The sequence below is a fragment of the Comamonas sp. MYb69 genome, from assembly GCF_037479315.1.
GTDB lineage: Bacteria > Pseudomonadota > Gammaproteobacteria > Burkholderiales > Burkholderiaceae_C > Comamonas.
This window is the reverse complement of record NZ_JBBGZG010000007.1, coordinates 83,566-99,596: the sequence shown is the minus strand read 5'-3', so window position 1 is coordinate 99,596 and position 16,031 is coordinate 83,566. Positions and strand designations below refer to the sequence as shown.

General features: G+C 64.9%; 15 protein-coding genes. 3 read left to right on the top strand and 12 right to left on the bottom strand.

Going from position 1 to position 16,031, the window contains the following annotated elements; all coding sequences use genetic code 11:
- Nucleotides 1-21: 21 nt before the first annotated feature.
- Nucleotides 22-759 carry an SDR family oxidoreductase gene (locus WH303_RS11500; RefSeq protein ID WP_339518590.1) on the bottom strand — a complete coding sequence of 246 codons (738 nt, stop codon included), beginning with the start codon at nucleotides 757-759 and terminating at the stop codon, nucleotides 22-24.
- Nucleotides 760-890: 131 nt separating this feature from the next.
- Here WH303_RS11500 and WH303_RS11495 point away from each other — a divergent pair, with 131 nt between their 5' ends.
- A complete protein-coding gene (locus WH303_RS11495; protein WP_339518589.1) occupies nucleotides 891-1,781 on the top strand; it encodes a LysR family transcriptional regulator in 891 nt (296 codons plus the stop codon).
- Nucleotides 1,782-1,934: 153 nt separating this feature from the next.
- Here the strand turns inward: WH303_RS11495 and fusA are convergent, their stop codons facing one another.
- Nucleotides 1,935-4,046, bottom strand: coding sequence for an elongation factor G (gene fusA / locus WH303_RS11490; protein ID WP_339518588.1), 2,112 nt, complete (start codon nucleotides 4,044-4,046; stop codon nucleotides 1,935-1,937).
- A 287-nt stretch (nucleotides 4,047-4,333) separates the two neighbouring features.
- On the opposite strand from fusA, the gene WH303_RS11485 reads away from it, so the two are divergent.
- Both WH303_RS11485 and queC read left to right on the top strand, forming a co-directional pair.
- The gene (locus WH303_RS11485) at nucleotides 4,334-4,678 is read left to right on the top strand and encodes an ArsR/SmtB family transcription factor (protein ID WP_133858464.1); all 345 of its coding nucleotides are present in this window, start codon (nucleotides 4,334-4,336) and stop codon (nucleotides 4,676-4,678) included.
- Between the two features lie 61 nt (nucleotides 4,679-4,739).
- Nucleotides 4,740-5,441, top strand: coding sequence for a 7-cyano-7-deazaguanine synthase QueC (gene queC, locus WH303_RS11480; protein ID WP_339518582.1), 702 nt, complete (start codon nucleotides 4,740-4,742; stop codon nucleotides 5,439-5,441).
- Nucleotides 5,442-5,456: 15 nt separating this feature from the next.
- On the opposite strand, the gene WH303_RS11475 is transcribed toward queC, so the two are convergent.
- The 10 genes from WH303_RS11475 to WH303_RS11430 all read right to left on the bottom strand — a co-directional run bounded on the left by WH303_RS11475 (nucleotide 5,457) and on the right by WH303_RS11430 (nucleotide 16,027).
- Entirely contained in the window at nucleotides 5,457-6,725 is a 1,269-nt protein-coding gene (locus tag WH303_RS11475) for a glycosyltransferase (RefSeq protein WP_339518580.1), read from the bottom strand.
- Nucleotides 6,726-6,751: 26 nt separating this feature from the next.
- Nucleotides 6,752-8,182 (bottom strand): sigma 54-interacting transcriptional regulator, encoded by a 1,431-nt coding sequence (locus WH303_RS11470; protein WP_052330014.1) that lies wholly within the window; start codon nucleotides 8,180-8,182, stop codon nucleotides 6,752-6,754.
- Nucleotides 8,183-8,227: 45 nt separating this feature from the next.
- Complete coding sequence (locus WH303_RS11465) at nucleotides 8,228-10,072, bottom strand: TadG family pilus assembly protein (RefSeq protein WP_339518578.1); 1,845 nt, start codon at nucleotides 10,070-10,072, stop codon at nucleotides 8,228-8,230.
- Nucleotides 10,073-10,086: 14 nt separating this feature from the next.
- Nucleotides 10,087-10,590: a TadE/TadG family type IV pilus assembly protein gene (locus WH303_RS11460; protein ID WP_021027225.1), complete on the bottom strand. Its 504-nt coding sequence runs from the start codon at nucleotides 10,588-10,590 to the stop codon at nucleotides 10,087-10,089.
- Entirely contained in the window at nucleotides 10,587-11,138 is a 552-nt protein-coding gene (locus tag WH303_RS11455) for a TadE/TadG family type IV pilus assembly protein (RefSeq protein ID WP_021027224.1), read from the bottom strand. Before WH303_RS11455 ends, WH303_RS11460 begins: the two co-directional genes overlap by 4 nt.
- A gap of 23 nt (nucleotides 11,139-11,161) precedes the next feature.
- Complete coding sequence (locus WH303_RS11450) at nucleotides 11,162-11,605, bottom strand: DUF3613 domain-containing protein (RefSeq protein ID WP_339518574.1); 444 nt, start codon at nucleotides 11,603-11,605, stop codon at nucleotides 11,162-11,164.
- 18 nt (nucleotides 11,606-11,623) lie between these two features.
- A complete protein-coding gene (locus WH303_RS11445; RefSeq protein WP_339518573.1) occupies nucleotides 11,624-12,643 on the bottom strand; it encodes a tetratricopeptide repeat protein in 1,020 nt (339 codons plus the stop codon).
- A gap of 2 nt (nucleotides 12,644-12,645) precedes the next feature.
- Nucleotides 12,646-13,635 carry a type II secretion system F family protein gene (locus WH303_RS11440; RefSeq protein ID WP_339518572.1) on the bottom strand — a complete coding sequence of 330 codons (990 nt, stop codon included), beginning with the start codon at nucleotides 13,633-13,635 and terminating at the stop codon, nucleotides 12,646-12,648.
- A gap of 89 nt (nucleotides 13,636-13,724) precedes the next feature.
- Nucleotides 13,725-14,705 (bottom strand): type II secretion system F family protein, encoded by a 981-nt coding sequence (locus WH303_RS11435; RefSeq protein WP_339518570.1) that lies wholly within the window; start codon nucleotides 14,703-14,705, stop codon nucleotides 13,725-13,727.
- A complete protein-coding gene (locus WH303_RS11430; RefSeq protein WP_339518568.1) occupies nucleotides 14,702-16,027 on the bottom strand; it encodes a CpaF family protein in 1,326 nt (441 codons plus the stop codon). The genes WH303_RS11435 and WH303_RS11430 overlap by 4 nt, the downstream gene beginning before the upstream one ends.
- Nucleotides 16,028-16,031 lie beyond the last annotated feature (4 nt).

Here is a 16,031-nt window from a genome sequence, read left to right as displayed (position 1 = left end):
CTTGCCGGGTGGGGCGGCGGTTTAAGCAATGCCGCCATTGGCGCGCAGCACCTGCCCGTTGATCCAGCCCGACTCCTTGCTGGCCAAAAAGGCGACCACCGCCGCGATGTCCTCGGGCTCGCCCAGGCGCTCCAGCGGCGGCATCTTGGCAAAGTGCTCAATTTGCGCCTCGCTCTTGCCGGCAAAGAACAGCTCGGTGGCGACCGGGCCGGGAGCGACCGCGTTGACGGTGATCTGGCGGCCGCGCAGCTCCTTGGCGAACACGCGGGTAAAGGCCTCGACGGCGGCCTTGCTGCCGTTGTAGATCGCGTAGCCGGGCAGGTTCAGTGCCAGCGCGGTGGTCGAGAGGTTGATGATGCGCCCGCCTGCGTTGAGGCGTGTGGCCGCTTCGCGCAGCGTGTTGAACACGCCCTGGGTGTTGATCGCAAAGGTCTTGGCAAACAGCGCGTCACTGGTCTCGGCCAGGGTGCTGGTGGCGAGCACACCGGCGTTGTTGACGAGCACATCAATCTGGCCCAGTTGCTGCTCGACGGTGCTGAACATCGCCTGCACCTGGTCAGCCTGCGAGATATCGGCACGGATGGCCATCGCCTGGCCACCTTCTTGCATCAGCGCTTGGGCCAGTGCTTCGGCCTCTTGCGCGTTGTTGGCGTAGTTGATGGCGATGGCGTGGCCGTCCTGGGCCAGGCGGCGGGCAATGGTGGCACCGATTCCGCGCGATGCGCCGGTGATCAGGGCAATGGATGTGGGCTTGGTCATGTCTGCTTTCCTGTCGTTGATCGAATGGCTGGATTTTTCACTATTCCATTCAAAAGATCATTGTGCTGATTTGAATTTTATAATTCGGTTTACTTTAATAATATGCGCCGCATTGGGTTGGCGTTGTTGCGATGGACCGCTTTCAGGAAATGCAGGTATTTGTGCGGGTGGCCGACCGCAGCAGCTTTGCGCAGGCGTCGGACGATCTGCAGATTCCGCGTGCCACGGTAACCAACCTGGTCCAGCGGCTGGAAGCGCGGGTGGGCGCACGCCTGCTGGACCGCACCACGCGCCAGGTGCGGCTGACGGCCGAAGGCGAGGACTACTACCGCCGCTGCACCCGGCTGCTGGCCGATCTGCAGGAGGCCGAGAGCGCCTTTCGCCACGCGCCGCCGCAGGGCCTGCTGCGGGTCAACCTGCAGGGCACCTTGGCACGCTTTTTTGTGATGCCCCATCTGGGGGCGTTTGCGGACCAGTACCCCGAGGTACAGCTGCATATGGCGGAGGACGACCGGCTGGTGGACCTGGTGCGCGAAGGGGTGGACTGCGTGCTGCGGGCTGGCAGCCTGCAAAGCTCATCGCTGATCGGGCGCCAGGTGGCGTCGCTGCGCCAGGTGACGGTCGTCAGCCGGGCCTATGCCGAGCGCCACGGCCTGCCGCAGTCACTCGATGACCTGGCGCAGCATGCCGCTGTGGCCTATGTCTCCAGCGCCACGGGCCGGCCGGTGGCGCTGGAGTTTTGCGTGGGCAAGCAGGTGGTGGAGCGGCGGCTCAAGCCCAGCATCACCGTCAACGGTGCCGATCTGTACACCGGCGCAGCCATGGCGGGCTTGGGGATGGTGCAGGTGCCGCGCTACCGCATTGCGCAGGCGCTGCAAGAGGGCGATCTGCTGGAGGTGCTGCCTGATGTACCCCCGCCGTCGATGCCGGTGTCGGTGCTGCACCCCTACAGCCGCCAGCCTTCGGCGCGGCTGCGGGTGTTTATCGATTGGCTCGCAGAGCGCTTTGTAGATGTGAATTAGTGGCTCATTGGGTGGAGCCGAAAGGCAAGGCAGCCCAGCCATTGGGCCGGGCACTTGCACGAGCGGATGCGGACAGCGGACAAAAAAACAGGCCCACAGCCTGGAGGGCGGTGGGCCTGGGTTCAGCCAGCAGTGGCTGGCATCTGCGGTCGCTTAGCGGTTGGAGCGGGTTGCAATGCCGGCCACCACATGGGCAGGCGCTTCGGTGTAGCGCTTGAACTCCATCGTGTAGGTGGCGCGGCCCTGCGTCATTGAGCGCAGCTGCGTGGCATAGCCAAACATCTCGGACAAGGGGACCTCGGCCTTGATGCTCTTGCCGCCACCGGCGATGTCGTCCATGCCCTGCACCATGCCCCGGCGCGATGACAGGTCGCCCATCACCGTGCCGGCATAGTCCTCGGGCGTCTCGACCTCGACGGCCATCATCGGCTCCAGGATGACCGGGTTGGCCTTCTTCATGCCTTCCTTGAAGCCGAAGATGGCCGCCATCTTGAAGGCCTGCTCGGACGAGTCCACATCGTGGTACGAGCCAAAAGTGAGACGCACCCGCACATCCACCACCGGGTAGCCGGCCAGAACGCCGCTCGCCAGCGCCTCACGCACACCTTTCTCCACGGCCGGGATGTACTCGCGTGGCACCACGCCGCCCTTGATCTCGTCAACAAAGGCAAAGCCTTCGCCGGACGCCATCGGCTCCAGCGTGAAGACCACATGGCCATACTGGCCCTTGCCGCCCGACTGGCGCACAAACTTGCCGTCCACATCCTTGACCGTGTTGCGGATGGTCTCGCGGTAGGCCACCTGGGGCTTGCCCACATTGGCTTCCACGTTGAACTCCCGCTTCATGCGGTCCACGATGATCTCCAGATGCAGCTCGCCCATGCCGGCGATGATGGTCTGGCCCGATTCCTCATCGGTGCGCACGCGGAACGACGGATCCTCGGCGGCCAGGCGCGACAGGGCGATGCCCATCTTTTCCTGGTCGGCCTTGGTCTTGGGCTCGATCGCTTGCGCAATGACGGGCTCAGGAAAGGACATGCGCTCCAGGATGATGGGCGCGCTCGGGTCGCTCAAGGTCTCACCGGTCGTCACCTCCTTGAGGCCCACGCAAGCGGCAATGTCGCCGGCGCGGATCTCGTCGATTTCCTGGCGCTCATTGGCATGCATCTGCACGATGCGGCCAATGCGCTCCTTGCGGCCCCGGATCGGGTTGTAGACCAGATCGCCCTTGCTGAGCACGCCCGAGTAGACGCGCACAAAGGTCAGCTGGCCCACAAACGGGTCGGTCATCAGCTTGAAGGCGAGGGCAGAGAACTTCTCGCTGTCGTCCGCGCGGCGCGTGAGCACCGTGCTGTCGTTCTCGTCTTCGCTGTGGCCAGTCACCGCAGGCACATCCAGCGGCGAAGGCATGAGCTCGACCACGGCGTCCAGCAAACGCTGCACACCCTTGTTCTTGAAGGCCGAGCCGCACAGCATGGGCTGGATCTCGGTGGCAATCGTGCGCAGGCGCAAGCCGGCAATGATGTCGGCCTCGGGCAGGTCACCATCGCTCAGGTACTTGTCGGTCAGCGCTTCGCTCGCTTCGGCAGCCGCTTCCACCATCTTGGTGCGCCACTCCTGCGCCGTGGCCTGCAGCTCGGCGGGAATCTCCCGGTACTCGAACTGCATGCCCTGCGAGGCCTCGTCCCAGATGATGGCCTTCATCTTGATCAGGTCGATCACGCCAGAGAACTCGGCCTCGGCACCAATCGGAATCACGATGGGCACGGGGTTGGCTTTCAAGCGGTCCACCATCATCTGGCGCACGCGGAAGAAGTCCGCACCAATGCGGTCCATCTTGTTGACAAAGGCCAGGCGTGGCACCTTGTACTTGTTGGCCTGGCGCCAGACGGTTTCGGACTGCGGCTGCACGCCGCCCACCGAGTCATAGACCATGACGGCGCCGTCGAGCACACGCATCGAGCGCTCGACCTCGATCGTGAAGTCCACGTGACCGGGGGTGTCGATGATGTTGATGCGGTGGGCCGGGAAGTTGCGTTCCATGCCCGACCAGAAGGCCGTTGTTGCGGCCGAGGTGATCGTGATGCCGCGCTCTTGCTCCTGGGCCATCCAGTCCATCGTGGCGGCGCCATCATGCACCTCGCCCAGCTTGTGGCTCACCCCGGTATAGAACAGGATGCGCTCGGTCGTCGTGGTTTTTCCGGCATCGATGTGCGCAGAGATGCCGATGTTGCGATAGCGTTCTATGGGGGTATGGCGGGCCATGTTGACCTCCTTGGGTCGGTTTTTTCAGCTGGATTCAGCTGCTTGTTACAGCCCTGCGCGCTCCCACTTTGCGACATCCGGCGCCTTCAAGACAGCACCGGCACAGGGCCAGAAAAGAGTGATGGTAATAGTACGAAGACAATCGTACTGTCATCATGGGTATTGCCCGATTGGGGACAATACTGGCTATCGTGCTGCCAATGCTGCAGACCCAGGCAGAATGGCGCCCTTTGGCAATGAACCGGCTGTTGCAGCCGATGCGCGCCTCCTTGGCGCATGGACCCCGGATGATTCCTCACCACCCTGAAGCTGCGCAGATCCATTTGGAAAATGTGCTCACCGCCCTGGGCAACCCCACGCGCCTGGCGGTAGTGCGTGTGCTGGCCGATGGCCAGGAGCGCAGCTGCACGGCGCTTTTGCGCGACCAGACCAAGTCGACGATGACGCACCACTGGCGCGTGCTGCGCAGCAGCGGCGTGATCTGGCAGCGCCCTGCCGGGCGCGAGAACCTGCTGTCGCTGCGGCGCGAGGACCTCGATGCCCGCTTTCCCGGCCTGCTTGACGCGATACTCTCGGCCACGCGCAGCGATGCGCTGACCGATGCCAGCACGGCCTGGGGTGAGCGCAGCTAGGCCAGCGGTCATTGCCTATATAAGCCTGGTTTTTGATTTTTGATGGATGGAGAAGCGCAGCATGCAAGACGCCAAGGCGCTGGTACTTTTTTCGGGTGGACAGGATTCCACCGTCTGCCTGGCTTGGGCCTTGAGCCGCTATGCCCAGGTCGAAACGATTGGCTTTGACTACGGCCAGAACCACCGGGTGGAGCTGGAATGCCGCAGCACCGTGCTGGCTCACTTGCGCGCGCAGTTCCCGCAGTGGGCGGCAAAGCTGGGTGAGGACCACCTGCTCCATATCGATGTGCTCGGCCAGATCAGCGATACGGCGCTGACCCGTGATGCCGCGCTGGCCTACCAGGCCGATGGCCTGCCCAATACCTTTGTGCCGGCGCGCAACCTGGTGTTTTTGACCCTCGCCTCTGCGGTGGCCTACCGCCGCCAGTGCACGGTGCTGGTGGGCGGCATGTGCGAGACCGATTTCTCCGGCTATCCCGACTGCCGCGACAACACGATGAAGGCCATGCAGGTGGCGCTGAGCCTGGGCCTGGGGCGGCAGCTGGTGGTGGAGACCCCCCTGATGTGGATCGACAAGGCCGCGACCTGGCAGCTGGCGCAGGGCCTGGGCGGCGACGCCTTGACCGCCCTGGTACAGGAAGACACCCATACCTGCTACAAGGGCGACCGCAGCGAGCGCCATGACTGGGGCTATGGCTGTGGCGAATGCCCGGCCTGTGCGTTGCGTGCACAGGGCTTTGCGCGTTGGAAGCAAGCGGTCTAAACAACAGCGCCGGTATCAGCGCGGCGCCACCAGCGGCGCCTTGCGGTTGGCCATCGCCCGCTCAAACAGCGCCATAAAGCGGGGCGCGACCTTGGCGATATGGTAGGCCTTGCCGGTCTCCAGCGCAGCCTGGGCATAGCGCTGGCGCCGGGCCGGGTCACGGCGCAGCTGCCGTATCGCCTCGATCCAGTCGTCGTCGTTGTCGGGCAGCAAAAGGCCGTTGACGTTATGGGCAATCAGCTCGGGTGCAAAGCCCCAGTTGGAGCCAATCACGCAGCCCCCGCGCGCCAGGATCTCCATCAGCCCCCAGTTGGCCACGCCATAGCGCAGCGGGTAGAGGAAGAGATCGACCTCGGCCAGCAGCGCCGAGAACTGGTCATAGGGCAGGTGGCCGGGGAACTCGATCACATCGGCGGCGGGGTAGACCTTGAGCAGGTGGTCGCGAAAGCTTTCCACCTTGCCGCCATAGCGCCGCTCCACCCATTGCTGCTCATAGCCGTAGGTGGAGGCCTTGGCATCACCGATGGCGATAAAGCGGGTGTTGTGGCCATCGCCTTTGCGCACCATGCGGTCCACCAGCCGGATATAGGTCTCAAAACCCTTGGCGCTCGAGAGATCGCGCGCCGAGAACGCGATGGTGAAAGGCTTTTGGGTATCGTCCGCTGCATCACCGGCAGCGCCAAAATCCCGCAGCGGCGGCTGGATATCAAAGCCCTCGAACTGCACCGCAATCCGGTCCTGCAGCAGCGGCGGGAACATCGAGCGCGCATAGGCGCTGGGCACGATGGTCAGGTCGCTGCACAGCACCTGGTGGAAGCTCAGCATCTCGGTGTTGCGGTCGCCCAGGCGCTGGGCCTGGTCCGGCGGGTAGGCGGCATCCCAGCCATGGGCCAGGTAGCTGGGGAACTCGATATAGCTGATGATGGCGGCTTGCAGCTCGCCATAGAGCCAGTTGGGCGCGCCCCAGAGCGAATGGGCCACCACCACATCGATCTTGCGGCCCTGGGCGGCTTCAAAGTCTTCCAGCGCCTTGAGCACGCCCCGGCAGATGCGGGCCGAGCGCTCGACCTTGTCCGAGTAGTAGTAGCTCTGGGGGCCGACGATCAGGCCATCGGGCTGGAAGGACAGCAGGTGGTCGCAGTGCTTTTCATGGTTGGCCTTGTGGCCGGGCGTGGTCATGAACCAGGCATCTGCGACGCCCTGGGCACGCAGGTGGCTGCACAGCAGGCTGTACTGGCTCGGGTAGACCGCGCCTACAAAAACGATCAGGGGTTTGTCTGTCATGGTCGGCAAGGGCTCGGCGTCAAGGGTCACAGGGGCAGGTGGTCATTGGGCTGCGCGGCGGCCGGTGCCAGGGGCACGAGTGGCTCACCGTCCGAGATCTGGTATTTGCGCATCTTCTCCCACAGCACCTTGCGGCTGATGCCCATCTGCTGGGCAGTGTTCTGGCGCTTCCAGCTATTGGCATGCAGCGCTTCGATGATGCGGTTGCGCTCTTCCTGGTCCCAGTTGCCGCGCTCGGCCAGCAGCGGTCCGGCCGCATGGGATTCCAGCGGAAAGGTCGCCGCCGACAGGCTCTGGGCCTGCAGCAGCAGGCGATCGGTGGCGCCGCCGGCATGCCAGTCCTGGGTCTGGCGGGCGGCCACGCCAATGCGCTCGGCCAGGTTGCGCAGCTCGCGCACATTGCCGGGGAAGTACATCTGCGCAATCGCGTCGAGGATGAACATCGGCGGCCCACCCAGGCGCTCCATCATCTCCTCGCCCACCACCTTGCGCAGGATGCTGTTGAAGATGGCCAGCTTGTCGGCCTCGCCCCGCTCTTCGAGGCTGGGCATCTGCAGCTCGATCACCGCCAGGCGAAAGAACAGATCGGCGCGGAAGCGCCCGGCATGCACCAGCTCGCGCAGCGATTTGTTGGTGGCCGCCACCAGGCGAAAATCCAGCGCCACTGGCGATGTGGCGCCCAGCCGGGTGACCGTGCGCTCTTCGAGCACGCGCAGGAGCTTGACCTGCTGGTAGAGCGGCAGGTCGGCGATTTCGTCGAGAAACAGGGTGCCGCCATTGGCCTGCTCAAAAAAGCCCTTGTGCGCCGTCACCGCACCGGTGAACGAGCCTTTGGCATGGCCAAAGAACAGCGACTCAAAGAGGCCGTCGGGGATCGCGCCGCAGTTGACCACGACAAAGGGCCCCTGGCCGTAGTGCGTGTTGCGTTCATGCAGGCGTTCGGCCACGCGTTCCTTGCCGGTGCCCGTCTCGCCAAAGATCAGCACGCTGTGCTCGCAGTCGGCAAAGGTGTCCACATCGCGCAGCAGGGCCAGCATGCACTCGGCCTCGGCGATGATGTCGTCGCCCCGCGGCTGCTTGTGCTTGGTGCTTTGCAGGCGCCGCACAATGCGCACCAGCATCGCGCGCAGCTCGGCGCCGGTAAAGTCAAAGGGCAGCACATGGGAGTACTCGGTGGCATAGGTGCCCGGCCCTTCGCCACGCGGCTTGGCGCTGACCCACAGCACCGGCATGCCGCCAAAATTGCCCTCGATCCCCTGGCGCGTAAAACGCGCACCTTCCAGCACCGACACACTCACCACGGCAATGGCATTGCCCCCTTGCGCCACCACGGGCGACAGGTTCAGGCCATCGGCGCGCACCACGTCCACATCCAAGTTGACCATGCAGCGCTCCACGCGCTCTGCAATGTCCGCTTGGCCTTCCCAGACGTAGATGACCAAATCGTTCTGATTCACGTTCTATTCCCTCGGTTCTTCATGTCGCTGCGTTCACTCCTGTCTTCATTGCACGATCTGGGCGGTATCGCACTGGATGCCCAGCAAATCCACGCTGGCGCGGCCCAGCTCGATGCCCAGGCCCTGCAGCAGCAGGTCCAGTGCGCTGCCGATCCCATTCAGCAAATCCTTTAACAATTCGCTCACGACCGAGACAACCACATTGAGCAGCGCGTTGAGACCGCCGAGCAAACCACCTACCACTGGCCCCAATATGGTGCCCAACACTCCGTAGTATTCGACGTTTTTCGCATCCCCCACTAACGCAGGAACTTGCTTCAACAAATCACTGACTGTTGTGCCGAGTCGCAGCCCATTGGGACCGCTGGAGCGCTCCACGTCCACCTGCATTCCGACCAGGCATTCGTCCACATTGCTGCTGTTGTAGGGGCAGGCCTGGGCATTGGGCGGCGATGTGTAGCTGGCGCCTTGCAGCAGCGATGTAGACAGCTTGCTTTGCACGCGCAGACCGCCCAGCAGGTTCAACAGGTTCAGGTCCACCAGCTCGGTCTTTTGGCAGATGCCATTGGCATTCAACTGGCCGATGCAGACATCACCAATCGCCGAGCGCACGGAGATATTGGCCCGCCGGTCATTGCGGGCTGGTGTGCATTGGATGGCTTCGAGCGTGCCGGTGCTGCGCACCAGATCGACCTGAATGGGGATGTGCACGCGGATACCCAGCAGGTTGCCCAGCAGTGCGGTCAGCAGGCCGGGCGTGCTGACATTCTTTTGCTCACCAATGTTGACGGTCAGTCGCACCTGAGCGCTGCGTGCCTTGGTCTGGCCATTGGCCGGGCCGATGGCATTGCGTGGTGGCTCCACCACGGTGAGGTTGGCGTCCAGAATGCCCGGCAGCCCCAGGCCCAGCGCCACGCTGTTGGTGCCGTTGGCAGCGACCAGATGGGTGCGTACCAGGTCGCCCAGGCCGATGGCGGCATCGAGCCCCGCGCCGATGGGCGAGGCAGCGCCCCCTGCGGAGATCACGGCCAGCAGGCCCTTGTCACCGCCCAGTGGCAGTTTGATGTTGGCAAGCTGAAAGGCCGCCAGGTAGGCGCGCAGATCGACCAGCGCGGCAATGTCGACGCCGGCATTGAGCAGGCTGTCGCTGCCGGCATTGATTGCCGCGTCGATCAGGTCGATCACCGAGGCATTCACATTGGCCAGGTCATTGGGGGTGAGCAGCGCCAGGTCGTTGACGCCAATGGGCAGGCCCAGCACCTTGAGCAGGCCCGAGGGCGTGATCTTGGCATTGGCGATGCCGTCCTTGTCGAGGATGGTGAGCCGCTGGATATCCAGCCCCACCAGCGCGGTGATGCGGCCCAGCAGGCCGTTGTTGTTGAAGCGCAGCAGCTGCGAGCCGATCGAGAACGCGGCCACCGGCTCGCTGTCCTTGGCGGCGGTCGCAGCCGCTGCCACCAGGCGCGAGCCCACAAAGGGCAGCAGCTGCAGCACCTCGCCTTGCAGCTGCACACGCACCGCGTTCATCGGGCTGCTGCCCAGGCCAAAGCGCAGCGCATCGGCCTTGCTGCTGTCCCAGTGGCCGCAGTCGATGCGGCGCTGCTCATTGTCCAGCGACAGGCGCAGCTGGGTGGTCACGCTGTGGTTGGCTGCCGCCTGGCCGAGCCCGCAGGTGGCCGAGTTGCCATAGGTGATGGCATTGACCGCTTCGAGCGCAGCCACATCGGCGATGCGCTGCAGATCGCGTTTGGCGTAGTACATATAGCCAATCTGCACGGTGCCCAGCAAGGTGACCAGCACCGCGGCGAGCAGCGCGAACTGCAGCAGCACGGCGCCGCGCTGGGCCAAGGGCAGGGCGCGTTGGGGGGATGGGGGGCTACAGGCGGACATGGTGCAGATCCTCCTTACAGCAGCGATGCAAAGTGCACCACGCTTTTTTCATAGAGCTGCCGGGGCTCGGTGACCCACACACCCTGCGTACCAAACAGCGGCGCGAGCTGGTAGCGCAGCTCAAAGCTGGCGCTGCCGGTGCCCGTGCTGGGGCAGGCCGCTTGCCACTGGATGGGGCTGACCGTGAGCTGGTCGGCCACCGTGCCGGGGACGTCACTGCGCTCCAGGCTGGAGCGCACCGATTGCAGCACCCGCAGCTGGATGGTGGCGCGGTTGGCTGCGGCCTGCGTGGGGTGGCAGGGGTCGCTGACTCCTGCTGCCAGCACGCCCAAAATGGCGCGTGCGCCATCCCCTGCTGCCCGCGTGAGCGACTGCTGCGCCTGGAATGCGCGCCAGTACACCGTCAGGCCCAGCAGCATGACGATCATGAAGACCGCAATCAGCGCGAACTCGATGGCCGCGACGCCACGCTGTGGTCCCAGTGCGCCGGCGCGGCGGCTGGTGCAGCAGTGCTTCATAGCATCCTCCTGTCCACCAACAAGCTGGCCTGGGCCTGCAGGCTGGCCGGCAGTACGAGACCCAGCCCAGGGATCGCCGGCGCAATCGCGCCCTGGCGGTAGTTGGCAATGCGGTAGCTGACCAGCACCAGGCATGGGGTCTCGATATTGCAGTCGAGCGCCGGATTGAGCGCAGTGTCCTGGTTGCAGGCGGTGTCTGCCAGGTGGCAAAGGGTGAAGTCGATATCGCCTTCGGCGGGCCGCAGCTCGGCGGGCAGCCAGCTGAGCGCATTGGCCGTGGTGCGGCGCGCCTGCAAGCTGCGGAAGGCCCAGGTGGGCGGGTTGCTGCCAATGATCGTGGAGCTGGGGTAGCGCAGTGCCGCCCGGGCCCCTTCTTCGACCGCATACTGCATGGACTGGCGCACCAGGAAGGTGAGGCCATAGCAGACGATGCCATAGAGCAGCACAAAAAACACCGGGAAGATAATCGCCCACTCCAGCGCATACACGCCGCGCTGCTGGCGCGAACGCCTGCAGCGGTGCATGAACGGGGTAGGGTGCGGGCGCATGGCGGGCTCCTGGGCGGCCAGTGTTACTGCTTCACATCCATGCCGGTCTCAAAGCGCTCGGGGATCTTGGTCTCAAAGCTCTTGAGGTAGCGCTGGTAGCTGCGGCTGGCCTGCTCGCCATCAATGGTGCGGGGGTGTACGCCGGGCGATGCGGTCTGCATGGCCAGCAGGCGCTCTGTGGCGTTGCCGATGATGATCGGGCGGCTGCGCCAGATGACGGGGTTCTCCAGCGAAGGATTGCTGTTCTCCGTGGCCAGCGGGATATAGGGCTGCGTGGCGGGCGAGGCGCGCTCGGGGATATCTACCACGGGGGCTTGCCGTGTCATCTCCAGGCTGGGCACCTCGGCTTCGACCGATGCCACGGCGCGGCTGGATTCGGCACGCAAGGCGGTGACCGAGAACCCCGCACAAGCAGCAAGGCCCAGCAGCACGGAACGCCAGGTGGGGAGAGAAAGAGGCTGAGACATGGGGGACTCCTGGTGGTGCTAAGGCACGATGGGGCGTGCCGGGGTATCGGTGATGTGCGGGCTGCCGTTGCCGGCGGCTGTACTGCGCAAGGCCGTGGGCACGGCAGGCCCAGAGCCCGCAGCAGGCCCTGCGGATGGCGTTGCAGCCGGCGCTGCGATTGGCTCTGTAGCCGCAGCTGGAAGCGGGCTGGCCGCAAGTGCTGCGCCGTCCACCAAGGGCGCCGCCGCAGCCGGTACTGGCGCTGGCAACTCGCCCCCATTGCGCCGGCGCATGGCGGTCTGCACCGTCTGCAACTGCGCTTGCAGGGTCTGCATCGAGTTCGCATCAATCAGCGCGGGCACATTCTTGGCGGCGGGCTGGCTCAGGCGCTGCAGCAGTTGCGAGGCCTGTGCCTTCTGGTCGCTGGCCATCAGGTAGAGGGCCAGGTTGAGCTGCACCCGGGCATTGCCCGGGGCCAGCTGCGCCGCCTGCAACACTGGCAGATGGGCGGCCTCGGTCTGGCCGTCCAGCATATGGGCGTAGGCCAGGTCGCTCAGCACATCGGCATCGATGGGGTTGATCTGGCGCGCCATCTCCAGCTGCGCAATGGCGTTGGGGTACTGGGCCTGGCTGGCATACAGCAGGCCCAGGCCGCGCCGCGCGCGGGCCACGGTGCTGCTGTCGGGGTCGGCCAGCAGCGCCTGGTAGCCTTGCTCGGCCAATGGGCCCTGGCCGGTATTGCGCAGTGCATCGGCGCGCATCAGCCGGATCTGCGGCTGGCTGCCGTACTGGCGCTCAAAGGCCTGCGTGTGCGCCAGCGACGCATACCACTGGTTGGCCTGCTGCATCTGGCGGATCAGGTTCAGATAAGTCTGCTGTGGGTCGATCTGGGTCAGCTGCGCGGCCTTTTCCATTTGCTGCTGGGCTTGCGCTGCCGTGCTTTGTTCGGCGGCGCCATAGCCTTGCGGGCCTTTGGAGGCGCAGCCGGTCAACAGCGCAGCGGCCAAGGCCAGCAGCGGCATCGACCTTGTTCGGATGTTGCTGAGGTGATGGCGCATAGTTATTTCCCTCCTATCGCCGACAGTGAGCGGATCACCGCGGTAAAGCCAGGCCCTGCCGTAATCACGATCAAGGCGGGCAGCAAGGTCAGCACCATCACGCCGGTCATCTTGACCGTGATCGTGCCGATCTTTTCCTTGAAATTGGCCTGGCGCTTCTCGCGCAGGCGCAGGCTGAACTCGCGCAGCGGCTCCTGCACGGCGCCGCCATGCCGGTCCACCTGCACCAGCAGATTGACCACGGCGCTCATGTCGTCGTCGGCTCCCAGCATCGCCAGGCGCTGCAGCGACTGCTCACGCGTGCGGCCCGAGCTGTAGAGCCGATTGGCCAGGCCCAACTCGGCGCTCAGCACGCGCAGCACACTGCCAAATTCAGAGGCCAGAATATGCAGGCTCTGGTCAATGCTCAGGCCCACGCCTTGCAGCAAGCGCAGCAGGTCCACAAACAGCGGCAGCTCTTCGACCACCTGCTTGCGGCGGTTGGTGGCCTTGGAGCGCAGAATCCACTTGGGCAGCATCAGGCCCAGGCTGAAAGCTACAAAGCCTTGGAACACGGCGGTGGTGCCCTGTGGCTCGAAAATCAGCAGCGCCAACACAGGCAGGGCCAGGCACAGCAAGATGCGGCTGGTGACAAATGTGAAGGCGCCACGTGCCATCTCGATGCCTGCCTGCTCCATGAGCTTGCGGTCCTCGTCCGCAAACAAGGCCTTGGCCAGGCCCGTGTCCAACCAGGCAGGCGGCTTGAGACGATCGATCATCTGCTGGGCCGCCTCTTGCTCGCTTTGCGATGCGGAGCTTGGCAGCGCTTGCAGCCCGGGTATGGGGAAGGGCTGAATCACTGCAGCTGTCGCTTCGCGCTGCCGCAGCAGCTGCGCGACGCGCAACTCGGTGCGTTCGCTGCGGTGCTGGCGCAGCAGCAGCCTGCCTGCGAGCATCAGCAGCCCCAGCGCAGCCAGCACCAGGCTGGCAATCCACAGTTGATCGCTGGTCATCGGCAATCCTCCGTGCAGCAAACAGGCTCTGGAGGAGGCGAATAACGGCGGTCGTTCAGGAATGTGGGTCGAGACATCAGTCGGACTCCCTATTTCAGGCGTGCCAGCCGGTACAGCAGAAAGGAGCCAAACACTTCCAGGCCTGCTGCGATAAAGATCATTTTTTGGCCGGTACCGTCTTGCCACAGCCGCAGGAAGTAGCCCTGGTTCAGCAGCATGATCAAGCTGCCCACGATGATGGGCAGCAAGGCCAGGATCCAGGCTGAAAGACGCACCTCGGTCGAGAGGGAATGGAGCTCGCGCTCGGCCGACTGGCGGTCGCGGATATAGGCGGACACACGTTCGAGCACCTGGTCCACCCGGCCGCCGTAGCGCGTGCTCATGCGGAAGACGGCCGCGAGCAGCCCGAACTCGGCCAGCTTCCAGGTGCGCTCCAACTGGGTCATCGCCTGGCCCAGGTCGGGCGAGACGCTCAGGGACGCATTGACATGCTGCAAGGCGCTGCCCAGCGGCTCGGGCACATTGCCGCTGGCAAACTGGAAGGCGGCATGGGGCGAGTTGCCGATGGAGATCAGGCGCACCATATTGTCCAGAAAGCCCGGCAGCAGCGAGAGCATCTTGGCGCGGCGCTTGCTCACCCGGTGCCAGATGCCAAACCAGGTCAGCAGCGCATAGACGGCCAGCACCATCAGACCCAGCAAAGCACCTGCTTGCAGTGCCACCAGACACGCGAGTAACAGCCCGAGCCCGGCGATCATGACCAGGCCGCGCGGGCTGATGCCCCAGGCGCCATAGCCCAGATGGTCATACAGCCATTGCCGCGCTGAGGCCGAGGGCGTGAGCGCAGCAGGCAAGGCTGCAGAAGCTCTGGGGTCGGTTGCCATGCCGGGCATCGGTGCGGCGGCTGAGGGGGCCAGCAGATCGCGCTGGATATCGCGGCTGCGCTGCATATGGCCGGCAATCGATTGCCGGGCCTGCTGCTGGCGCGCACGGGAGAACAGCCACAGCGCCAGGGCCAGCAGCGCGCAGGCAAGGGCGGCGATGACCAGGACGGCGGGGTGGATGTTCATCGTGGTCCTCCGCTGCTGCCGGCCTGCTGCTGGCCCCGCCACCAGGCCAGCAATTTGGGCGAATGCGGCGAGATGCCCATGGAAACCCACTGGTCCTGTTCCTGGCCGTCGGGGCCGGTCTGGGCCTCGTAGCGGTACAGCTCCTGGGTGGAGATCATGTTGTCGGTCATGCCCGTCACCTCGGTCAGTGACAGCAGGCGCCGGCGGCCGTTGGAGAGGCGGCCGATCTGCACGATAAAGTCCACCGCATTGGCAATCTGGCGGCGCAGGCTCACTTCGCTGCCCTGAAAGCCGGCAAAGCCGGCCAGCATCTCGGCGCGGTAGAGGCATTCGCGCGGCGAGCTGGCATGGATGGTGCCCATGGAGCCATCGTGGCCGGTGTTCATCGCCTGGAGCAGCTCCAGCACTTCGCCGCTGCGCACTTCGCCAACGATGATGCGGTCGGGCCGCATGCGCAGGCTGTTGACCAGCAGATCGCGGATGCTCACATGGCCCGAGCCATCGAAGCTACCCGGGCGGCTCTCCAGCCGCACCACATGGCTGTGGTTGAGGGCGAGCTCGGCGGTGTCCTCGATGGTCACAATGCGCTCGTTGCTCGGGATAAAGCTGGCCAGGGCGTTGAGCAAGGAGGTCTTGCCCGAGCTGGTGCCGCCGCTCACCAGGATGTTGCAGCGTGCCTTGACGGCCATCTCCAGAATGCGGCAGATGTCTTCGCTGAAGCTGCCCAGCTCGACCAGGTCTTTGGGCGTGAGCGGGTCCTTGCGGAACTTGCGGATCGAGACCGTGGGGCCGTCGATGGCCAGTGGGCCGATGATCACATTGATGCGGCCGCCATCGGGCAGGCGGGCATCTACCATGGGGCTGGATTCGTCCAGGCGCCGCCCCAGCGGCGCCAGAATACGCCGCACAATGCGCAGCACATGCTCGTCGTCCTTGAAGTGCGAGGCCTCGCGCTCGAGCATGCCGCCGCGCGAGACATAGATGTCGCGGTAGCCATTGATGAGGATGTCCTCGACGCGCGCATCTTCCAGGAGCGGCTGCAGCGGGCCCAGGCCGGTGAGCTCACGGCTGAGCGCCTCGGCCACCTGGCGGGCTTCCTGCTCATTGACGGGTACCGCATGCAGTCGGATAAAACTGTCGAGCTCGAGCTTCACAAACTGCGCAATCGCCGCCTGGGACCAGCGGCCAAACTCCGCCCCCAGCTCCTCGATGCGGCTGAGCAGGTGCTCATAGGCATGGTTCTTGAGATCGGCAAGCAGCTGGGCATGCTGCAGGTTCTCGCTGGCAGCGGCGGCGGAGGTGGTGTAGTCCGTGGTCGTCATGGTG